Origin of the sequence: Streptomyces sp. (genome assembly GCF_035563135.1) — a bacterium.
Classification (GTDB): Bacteria; Actinomycetota; Actinomycetes; order Streptomycetales; family Streptomycetaceae; genus Streptomyces.
This window is the reverse complement of sequence record NZ_DATMVN010000585.1, coordinates 1-10213: the sequence shown is the minus strand read 5'-3', so window position 1 is coordinate 10213 and position 10213 is coordinate 1. Positions and strand designations below refer to the sequence as shown.

General features: G+C 68.9%; 8 protein-coding genes. 4 read left to right on the top strand and 4 right to left on the bottom strand.

The features are described from left to right. Positions 1-56: 56 nt before the first annotated feature. Positions 57-611 carry a DNA polymerase ligase N-terminal domain-containing protein gene (locus VN520_RS26215; RefSeq protein ID WP_325749411.1) on the top strand — a complete coding sequence of 185 codons (555 nt, stop codon included), beginning with the start codon at positions 57-59 and terminating at the stop codon, positions 609-611. A 4-nt stretch (positions 612-615) separates the two neighbouring features. Here the strand turns inward: VN520_RS26215 and VN520_RS26210 are convergent, their stop codons facing one another. The 3 genes from VN520_RS26210 to VN520_RS26200 all read right to left on the bottom strand — a co-directional run bounded on the left by VN520_RS26210 (position 616) and on the right by VN520_RS26200 (position 2661). Then, the gene (locus VN520_RS26210; protein ID WP_325749409.1) at positions 616-777 is read right to left on the bottom strand and encodes a hypothetical protein; all 162 of its coding nucleotides are present in this window, start codon (positions 775-777) and stop codon (positions 616-618) included. Between the two features lie 288 nt (positions 778-1065). Further along, positions 1066-1752, bottom strand: coding sequence for a class F sortase (locus VN520_RS26205; RefSeq protein WP_325749408.1), 687 nt, complete (start codon positions 1750-1752; stop codon positions 1066-1068). 120 nt (positions 1753-1872) lie between these two features. Next, positions 1873-2661, bottom strand: a complete 789-nt coding sequence (locus VN520_RS26200; RefSeq protein WP_325749407.1) for a hypothetical protein — start codon at positions 2659-2661, stop codon at positions 1873-1875. A gap of 693 nt (positions 2662-3354) precedes the next feature. On the opposite strand from VN520_RS26200, the gene VN520_RS26195 reads away from it, so the two are divergent. Continuing rightward, the gene (locus tag VN520_RS26195; RefSeq protein ID WP_325749406.1) at positions 3355-5535 is read left to right on the top strand and encodes a discoidin domain-containing protein; all 2181 of its coding nucleotides are present in this window, start codon (positions 3355-3357) and stop codon (positions 5533-5535) included. Positions 5536-5749: 214 nt separating this feature from the next. Here VN520_RS26195 and VN520_RS26190 read toward each other — a convergent pair whose 3' ends face one another. After that, the gene (locus tag VN520_RS26190) at positions 5750-8452 is read right to left on the bottom strand and encodes a cellulose binding domain-containing protein (protein ID WP_349256080.1); all 2703 of its coding nucleotides are present in this window, start codon (positions 8450-8452) and stop codon (positions 5750-5752) included. Between the two features lie 762 nt (positions 8453-9214). Here VN520_RS26190 and VN520_RS26185 point away from each other — a divergent pair. Further along, positions 9215-9442 (top strand): type A2 lantipeptide, encoded by a 228-nt coding sequence (locus VN520_RS26185; RefSeq protein WP_325749405.1) that lies wholly within the window; start codon positions 9215-9217, stop codon positions 9440-9442. Positions 9443-9524: 82 nt separating this feature from the next. After that, positions 9525-10213 (top strand): HlyD family efflux transporter periplasmic adaptor subunit (locus VN520_RS26180; protein ID WP_325749404.1); only part of this gene is annotated, 689 nt, incomplete at its 3' end.

The following is a 10213-nucleotide window of genomic DNA, read 5'->3' as shown; positions in this document are numbered from 1 at the left end:
GGCCCCGGCCGGGCAGGCACACGTCGTCCGGCCGCATCCCGGTGGAAGGATCAGGCGTGGACAGCGAGAGCACACGGCGTTTCGTGGTGCAGATCCACGACGCCCGGCGTATGCATTTCGACTTCCGTCTCGAGGTCGACGGCGTCCTGAAGTCCTGGGCCGTGCCGCGCGGCCCCTCGGACAACCCGAGCGACAAGCGGCTGGCCGTGCCGACGGACGACCACCCCCTGGAATACCGCGAGTTCGAGGGGGTCATTCCACAGGACGAACGGGGCAGCGGCACCGTGATCGTCTGGGACCAGGGCACCTACCGCCCCACCAGCCACGACCTCGCGGGCGCCCCCGTCCCGTTCGCCGAGTCCCTGGAGCACGGGCACGCCACGTTCTGGCTCGACGGGGCGAAGCTGCACGGCGAATTCGCGCTCACCCGTTTCCACATCGACGACGAGGACGGGATCCGGGGGCCGGAGGCCTGGCTGCTGATCAAGGCCGACGACCGCCAGGCCGTCCACGACCGGCCGGGCACCCCCGATCCGTATCACGCCCGCTCGGCCCGCACCGGCCGCACACTGCACCAGGTCGCCTCGGCGGAGCCGGAGAGCGCCCGCTGAGAACTCACGGCTGGAGCGGCGAGTCCTCTTCACCGGTGAGCCGCTCCAGGAGAGCTGCGTAGCGGGGGCGCCTGTCGGGGCGGGCGTGCCCGATGGCGTGCCGCAGAGCGGGAACCGCGGCGCCGCCCCTCAGCAGCACGCAGAAGTCCCGGTCACCGTCGGACATCAGGTGTGTACGGGACGGTCCGGCCGACGAAATACCCGCGCCTTCAGTTGCCCGGCCGGCCCACGGCACCGGCCCGGGGCCGGCCACCAGCCGGACCAGGCGGGCGGCTGCGTCGCCGGCACGGCTGTTCCCCGCGGTCCTGGACCGGCTCCGCGTCCGCGTGCTCCGGGGCGTGGACGAACCGGAGCACGCGGACATCCGGAGCACGCGGACACGGAGCCCCCGTCCGTGTGCCGACGGCAAGGAAGAAGCGGCCTCAGAAGGCCAGGGCTCACTCCCGCTCACCGGTCAGGAACGGTTCTTGACGGAGGCCAGGTGGGCGAACACCACGACGTTGTCCTCGTAGTCCTTCTTCTTCTTGTCGTAGACACCACCGCAGGTGATCAGCCGCAGCTGGGCGGTGCCGTCGTCGGCGTAGACCCGCTCACTCGGGAAGTCCGCCTTACTGAACGTCTCGACCGAGTCGACCTTGAAGGTGGCGACAGTACCGTCCTGACGGGTGATGTCCACGGTGTTGCCGGCCTTGAGCGTGCTGAGCAGCAGGAACACGGCGGGGCCGGTCTTGGTGTCGACATGCCCGGCCACCACCGAGGTGCCCCGCTCTCCGGGAGTGGCGCCGTCCTTGAACCAGCCCGCCAGATTCGCGTCGTTCGCGGGCGGCGCGTCCAGTTGCCCGGAGGGGCCGATGGACAAGGGCGTGAAGGGGGCGTCGACCGCGATCGACTCGATCGAGATCCGCTCGGGTTCGGACCGGGGCAACCCGAGCGGTGCGGCGGAAGCCGCCGGGGCGGGCGTGGCAGATGCCGAGGCTGCGGGGAGGGACACCACCGCGGGAGCGGGCGGGACTCCTGCTGATGCGTCGAAGGAGTTGTAGACGAGGAGGAAGCCCAGCCCCACCGCCGCGACGGGCCACAGCAGGGAACGGCCGAGGGCAGGGGTGGCGGGGTCTGGGTCGGACGGCTGCGGGGCGGCCATGCGCATGCTGCCTTTCACGTACGGGAGGGGCGGGTGGCTGTACGGGGAAATCGACGCGGCCACCGCCCCGGGGAGGAGCGGCGGCCACGACAGGGTTCATCCAGCGGTGCGGCGCGTCGTTCAGACGGCCGCGGTACCCGAGGCGTTGCGGCGGCGCAGCTTGTACGCGACGGCGCCCAGGCCACCGAGCATCAGCACCGAACCGGCGGCCAGACCGCTGCCGGAGAGCGCCATCGCGCCACCGCCGGTGTGCACGCCGCCCTCGGGCTTCTCGTGCTTCCAGGTCTTCTCACCGTCCGTGCTGCTACCGGACTCCTTGTCCTTCTCCCAGCCACCGGAGCCGGACTCCTCGTCCTTCTCCCAGCCACCGGACCCGGACTCCTTGTCCTTCTGCCAGTCCTCGGAGCCGGACTCCTTGTCCTTCTGCCAGTCCTCGGCCGACACGCCGGCCAGCGCACCGCCACCGGCGTGCACACCACCCTCGGGCTTCTCGTGCTTCCACGAGTCCGGCTTCTCACGGTCGTCATTGCTGCCGGACCCGGACTCCCTGTCCGACTCCTCGCCCTTGTCCTTGTCCTCGCCCTTGTCCTTGTCCTTGTCCTTGTCCTTGTCCTCGTCCTTGTCCTCGTCCTTGTTCTCGTCCTTGTTCTCGTCCCTGTTCTCGTCCTTGTCCTTCTGCCAGTCGTCGGCCGACACGCCGGCCAGCGCACCGCCACCGGCGTGCACACCGCCCTCGGGCTTGTCGTGCTTCCACGAGTCCGGCTTCTCACGGTCGTCGTTGCTGCTGGCGGAGGAGCCGCTGTCCTTGTCCCAGTCGTCCGCCGAGGTCACGGCGTAAGCGGCGGGGGCGGAGACCGCGAGGACCGCCGTGACGGCGGCCGATGCGAACAGGGTGCGGGCAGAGCGCATGGATACACAGTCCTTTCGCCACCCCCGCGCTGGCCGACTGGTTGTCGGCTCATCGGATCACGGGTGCGACGTGATCCACCGTCAGCTGAAATCCGGAGGCGCACCACTCGGGAGGGCCGCATTCGAGCGACACGGTGGGCTCATCGTGTGACAGGTGACCAGATGTCACCCGTTGGACGGCACGCCACGCCGGAAGGAGGTTTGGGAGAAGACGATCATCCATGCAGAAGCTTTTTGCGGATGCGTGGAGTCACGGCCGAAGTGCCGTCACCGGCGCCGGGAGGCCTCGCGTACCCGTGGCCCAGGGTGGCCACGGGCTGCGCCGGGTGGCAGCGGACCGGCTGCCACCACGACACCGCCCGTGGAGAGCACGAGGTACACACGTCCACCGGCCTCGGCGGTGGCCGACGGGCAGCTCACGGTCCCACCGTCCGCCACTTCCTGAATCCGTGATCCGCCGGACATCACGCCTCCTCACCGAGGAGGGTCAGCCGGAGGGGCCGTCGCGAGGGCCGGCCGGAGGGGCCGTCGCGACGGCGGAGCCCATAGTTCTTGGCGACAACGAGCCCTGATACATCCACCCTTGCACATCTCTTGACGCGTTCGCAACAAGGGGTGGAGTATCTCGCACAGTCGGAGAGAGCGCTCTCTGGCGTGCGCGTCGTGTATCCGCCCCACGGCTCAGGAGATCCCATGTACGCACCTCCGAACCCCCACAGACCCCCTTCGGCACCGCCCGGAAGACGCACCGGAGTGCTGGCCGCCCTCGCCGGTCTCGTGCTCTCGCTCCTGGTCTTCATCCCCCAGGCCCCCGCGAGCGCCGCCCCCGCGCTCCTCTCCCAGGGCAAGGCGGTGACCGCGTCCAGCCAGGAGAACGGCGGCACGACCGCCGCCTCCGCGGTGGACGGCGACAACGGAACCCGCTGGGCGAGCGCCTTCTCCGACCCGCAGTGGATCAAGATCGACCTGGGCACCGCCGCCTCGGTGAGCCAGATCGTGCTGCGGTGGGAGGCCGCTTACGCCACCGGCTACCGGATCGAGTTCTCCTCGGACAACAGCAGTTGGAGCACCGCCTACTCCACCACCACCGGCCCCGGAGGCACCGAGACGCTCAATGTCTCCGGCACCGCCCGCTACGTCCGGCTGACCGGCACCACCCGCGCCACCGGATACGGCTACTCCCTCTGGGAGTTCCAGGTGTTCGGCACGACCGGTGGAGGCGGCCCGCAGATTCCTGGCGGCGGCGACCTCGGGCCGAACGTACTGGTCTTCGACCCCTCGACCCCGAACATCCAGGGCAAGGTCGACGAGATCTTCAAGAAGCAGGAGTCCGCACAGTTCGGGACGGACCGCTACGCCCTGATGTTCAAGCCGGGCACCTACAACAACATCAATGCCCAGATCGGCTTCTACACCTCCATCGCGGGCCTCGGTCTCAAACCCGACGACACGACCTTCAACGGTGATGTCACCGTCGACGCCGGCTGGTTCAACGGCAACGCCACCCAGAACTTCTGGCGTTCGGCCGAGAACCTCGCCCTGAACCCGGTCAGCGGGACCAACCGCTGGGCCGTCTCCCAGGCCGCGCCCTTCCGCCGCATGCACGTCAAGGGCGGTCTCAACCTCGCCCCGAACGGTTACGGCTGGGCCAGTGGCGGCTACATCGCCGACAGCAAGATCGACGGCCAGGTCGGCCCCTACTCCCAGCAGCAGTGGTACACCCGCGACAGCTCCATCGGCGGCTGGACCAACGGCGTATGGAACATGACGTTCTCCGGCGTCGAGGGCGCTCCCGCGCAGAGCTTCCCCGAACCGCCCTACACCACTCTGAACAACACCCCGGTCTCCCGCGAGAAGCCCTTCCTCTACCTCGACGGCAACGCCTACAAGGTCTTCGTCCCCGCCAAGCGCACCAACGCACGCGGCGTCTCCTGGAACGGCACCCCGCAGGGCGAATCGATCCCGCTGAGCCAGTTCTACGTGGTCAAGCCGGGCGCGACCGCGCAGACCATCAACGCAGCGGTGCGACAGGGCCTGCACCTGCTGTTCACCCCGGGCGTCTACCACGTCGACGAGCCCATCGAGATCAACCGCGCCAACACGGTCGCCCTGGGCCTGGGCCTCGCCACGATCATCCCGGACAACGGGGTGACCGCCCTCAAGGTCGGCGATGTCGACGGCGTCAAGCTCGCCGGACTCCTGGTGGACGCCGGAACCCAGAACTCCTCGGTGCTCGTCGAGGTGGGCCCCGCGGGAGCATCGGCAGACCACTCCGCCAACCCGACCAGCCTTCAGGACGTGTTCGTCCGCGTCGGTGGCGCGGGCGCCGGCAAGGCGACCACCGCCATGGTGGTCAACAGCGACGACACGATCATCGACCACACCTGGCTGTGGCGCGCCGACCACGGTGACGGGGTCGGCTGGGAGACCAACCGGTCCGACTACGGCCTCCGGGTGAACGGGGACGACGTGCTGGCCACCGGCCTGTTCGTCGAACACTTCAACAAGTACGACGTCCAGTGGTACGGCGAGAACGGAAGGACGATCTTCTTCCAGAACGAGAAGGCGTACGACGCACCCGACCAGGCCGCCATCCAGAACGGTGACATCAAGGGGTACGCCGCCTACAAGGTCGCCGACTCCGTCACCACCCACGAGGGCTGGGGCATGGGCAGCTACTGCTACTACAACGTCGACCCGACCATCCGCCAGCAGCACGGCTTCCAGGCTCCGGTGAAACCCGGAGTGAAATTCCACGGCCTGCTCGTCGTGTCCCTCGGTGGCAACGGCCAGTACGACCACGTCATCAACAACACCGGATCCCCCACATCCGGTACGTCGACCATCCCCTCCCAGGTGGTGTCCTTTCCCTGAGCCGGGATGAGATGAGCGGAGTCGGCTCATCGGACGGGCGGCGCGGAGCCCGGCAGTCACTCCCTGCCGGGCTCCGCGTCATGTCGCGCGGCTCACAGCCCGCTCACGGCCCGTGCCCTCCCGCCGTTCACGCCCCGAACAGCGCCTTCAGATGCGCGGGCGGTTCCGGGCCGTGAACCGGGCCGGGCCCCTGCCGGGCTCCGCCCCGCGAGCATCAGCCGACGGTGCAGGCCTCACCGCCCAGCGTGAACGCGCCCGGCTCGGCGCTGCCACCCGTCGATGTGCCGGTGAAACCGAAGCCCGCCGAGGAACCCGGCGCCACCTTGCCGTTCCAGCCGGCGTTCGTCGCTGTCACCTTCGCCCCGTCCTGCCGGTGGGAGGCGTTCCACATCTGGGTGATCTTCTGGTCCCCCGGGAAGGACCAGCCCAGCTGCCAGCCGTCGTAGGCCGTGGCGCCGGTGTTGGTGACCGTCACCTCGGCCTGGAAGCCGCCCGACCACTGGTTGGTGACCTTGTACGTCACCGAGCAGTCGGCCTCCACCGGCGGCTCTGTCGGGTCGGGGTCGGGGTCCGGTTCCGTGCCTCCGCCATCACTGTCGGAGGACTCGCCGATCTGGATGCCCCGGCCGTTCGTGGAGACGTACACCCGGCCGTAGACCCGGGGGTCTCCGGTGATCGCCGCGCCGGTCCAGGCCCACTGGTGCGCGTCGTCGTTGATCCGCGTCCAGCCGGCACCCATGTCCGTCGACCGGAAGATGCCGCGCACCCCACCGATCTTCGCGCTGACGAAGACGGTCCGGTACGAGGCCCCGGAGGCCGCCTTGCCGAATCCGACGCTGTCCGCCTGCTCCACCCCGGAGAACTTGGTGAAGCTCGTGCCGGAGTCGGTGGAGCGCCAGAGCCCGTACGCGCCTGTCGGGGCGCCGCCTGCGAGCCAGATGTCGCCCTCCGCGCCGGGCAGAGCCTTGAAGCGGACGTTGCCTTCCGCCGGCAGCCCCTTCGCCTTCGCGGTGAACGTCGCTCCGCCGTCGGTCGACACGTAGAAGGTGCCGGCCTTGAACCCGTAGAACTTCTTCGGGTTCTCGCGGTCCGACTCGACCGTCGCCCCGGCCGGGATTCCGGTGGAGGCGGTCCAGGAGTTGCCGTATCCGGTGGTGCGGTGGACGGCCGCGCCGTCCGGGCTCCAGACGAATCCGCTGCCGTCCGCCGCCGCGGCGACCGTGCCGCCGCCGGTGACCCCGGCGGGCTCGGAACCCTGGAACCAGTTGGCGCCGTTGTCGGTGGAGAAGCCGATGTGCGGAGCGGCGTCGGCGTTGCCGACCCGTACGACCGTGTCCGGGGCCGCTTCGGCGAAGTCCAGGCTGGTGGTCGAGTCGAGGTTCGGCGAGGTGAACATCATGGCGGGCACCGCATCGAGATCCGTGTGCCGGAAACCGCCGATGTCACCGAGCGCACTCAGCAGCGGCGCGCCGGAGGGCGGGCTCGCCAGGTCGTTGACTGCTGTCTCCTCCAGGCCCTTCACCATGGGCGTGATCTTGAACTGGCCGCCGGAGTCCCAGGACGTGAGGTCCTCCGTGCCGTAGACCGTCGCGCCCGTGCCGTACATCATCCGGTCCGAGTCGAACGGGTCGATCTCCAGGGACTCCGTCATCCAGCCCAGCTTGGGCGCGGTCTCCGGCGGGGACGGATCGGCGCCCCAGCTGAGCCAGGGCACGGAGGAGACGTCCATGGTGTAGCGGTTGGAGCGGTTCGGATAGCTCGTGTATTCCCACGCCTGGGTCCACGTCGCACCGCTGTCGGTGGAACGGAAGATCTGGGTGTCGGGCCACCATGAGCTGTAGGCGGTCGCCATCAGGGTCCCGGGCTGCTGCCGGTCGACGGAGAGGCCGCTGAAGCCGTAATAGGTGTCGGCCTCCGCCACGGGACTGACGTCCGTCCACGCACCGGATTCCGTGTCGTAGCGCCAGATCTGCCCCTTGGCTCCGTCGTACGGCCCGCCCGTGTCACTCAGCGTCAGGTAGAGGTGGCCCGTCGAGGAGTCCAGGACACCCTTGTGCGCGAGGTATCCGGTGGGCTGTCCGGCGATCCTGGACCACGTGCCGCCGCCGTCGGTGGAGCGGTAGACGGTGTTCTCCTTGTCGGCCACACCGACGTAGATGTCCTGGGTGGCACTGCCCGCGCTGCCGGAGCGCTCGTCGAACGTCACCCACACGATGCCCTGGTTGTCGTTGCCGTAGCCGCTGGTGTCGGACGGGTCCTGCGCGTAGTTGCCGGGATTCGGGAAGGCGGTGACCTCCGACCAGGTGACCCCCGAGTCGGTGGACCGCCACAGCCCGTTGCCGCTGGGGGCGCCGAGGTACAGCACGGAGTTCTTGTTGGGGTCGACCGCGAGCCGCTCCCCCATCCCGCGTCCGGGCATGTTGCCGCCGAGCTTGAACGGCAGTGCGGCCGCCTTCCAGGAGGCGCCGCGGTCCGCCGAACGCAGAACCGCTCCGCTCGTCGGGTCCCAGCTGTTGGTGTACGTGCCGACGGCGGCGTACACGTTGTCGGGATCGGCCGTGTCGGAGGCCAGGCTCACCACCCCCGACCAGCCCCAGCGGTCCCAGTCCACCCAGTCCAGCAGCGGGGTCCACTTCTTGCCCGCCTGGTCCCAGCGGTAGGCGCCGCCGATGTCGGTGCGCGCGTAGGCGAGATTCTTCTCGGACCGGTTGAAGACGATGCCCGGTACGAAGCCACCGCCGTCGATCCGTGCGTTCTTCCAGGTGTAGGTGTCCGCCGCGATGGACACATCCGATGCTTCGGCCGGGGCGGGCCCCTCGTCCGAGCGTGCCACCGCCGGGTCACCGGCGACCGACAACCCGGCGGCAAGGGCGAGCGCCGCCACCAGGGCGGCGATGGGTCTGGTGCTCAAGCGCACGGAAACGTCCTCTCCGAGCTGGACCGCCGCGCAGCGGCGGTACGGAAACGAACAGAGATGGGAGCGCTCCCATAAAGCATCCCGATGGTAGCGCCGCACGTCGTCCGAGAGAAGAGGGATGCGGCCGTTTCATCGGATGAATCGGACCACCCCTCCATCCACCCCCGGCCGGCCGGCCCCGCGGTCGATCACACCGCCGACCGCCGCCGAGAAAGGCGACACGCCTTCTCCACACTTCCGCAGACGACGTGAGGCCGTGGACACACAGACCTGCAAACGCTCCATAAACGCGCCATCCATTCGCAGAGGGCGCACAAAAAAGGGAGCCACGCTCAGCTTCCACAAGGGCGTGAATACCGACAGCTTCCGAACTCCACCGACGGTGCGCATCGCATGCCCCTGGAATTGCACGGGCATCAGGAACGGAGAAACCTGCACACGGCGTACGCACATCGATCACGTGTTCAGGCACGAAACAGCAGGTCCGAGACGCGCAGTGAGTCGCTTGGGGAGGAAACGCCCCAATTCTGGGACATGAGGTCGCAACGGCGCGGAATGCATGCGGTGAAGCTCGTGGAGAAATCTCCGCCATGGAATGAACACTTCTGCACGTAAGTCGATTCCAATGGGCCGACAGCCACATATCCGCCGTAGTTCGATTGGCTGTGCGAGGCACAGGCGTGCTTTGATCCTGGGCCATACGGAGGCCGCACCACGGGTTTCCGTAGAAAAGCAATTTCCGTACGAAGGGCAGCGCTCATCATGAACTACACCCCCCAGGTCGAGACCGCCGAGATCTCCGACAGCGACCTCGACAACGTCTCGGGCGGCCTCGTCGGCGGCCTCCTCGGCAACGTCACGGGCACCGTGGAGAGCATCGTCCCGGTCGCCGGCGTCGTCGGCTCGGTCACCGGTCTCGTCGAGTCCGCCACCGGCGTGAACACCGGCGCGGTCACCGGTCTGGCCTCCGGCCTGACCGCCGGTCTCTGAGACACGGCAGCACCCACCGAGCCCCGGAACCCATCGGTTCCGGGGCTCGGTGCCGACCGCTGACAGGTGAGGGAAGAGTTACGTGCAGTTCCGCCAACAGGCCCTTTCCAAGCTGCAGTCGCCCGAACAGCTCGATCTTCCGGTGCGCTTCGCCCGCCCGCAGGGTCTGCTCGTCCTCTGTGTCACCGTCGCCGTGATGGCCGCCGCCGCCTTCTGGGCCGTGACGGGTTCCGTCGCCAGCACACTCGACGCGCCCGGCATCCTCACGCACTCCCGCGGCAGTTACATCCTCCAGAGCCCCGTCGCCGGACAGATCACCGAGGTCCTCGCCGACGAAGGCCAGACCCTGCCCCGGGACTCCCCCCTCCTCAAGGTCCGTACGGAGCAGGGAGAACGCGTCGTCCGTACGATCGACGCGGGCCGGCTCACCTCGGTGACGGCCACGATCGGCGCGGTGATCACCACCGGCGCGGACGTGGCGAGCGTCGAACGGATCGACGGCGCCGACGATCCGCTGGTCGTCCTGCTGTACGTGTCCGGGAGCAGTGCCGCCTCGGTCCCGGTCGGCGCCTCCGTCGACCTGACCGTCCAGTCCGTGCCCGCCCAGCAGTACGGGGTGCTGCGCGGCAAGGTCGCCGCGGTGGGCGGGACCGCGCAGACGCAGCAGCAGATCACCCGCTTCCTCGGTGACGCCCAGCTCGGCGAGCAGTTCTCGAAGCACGGACGGCCGTTGGCGGTCCTGGTGAAGATCGAGCGATCGGACTCCACCGA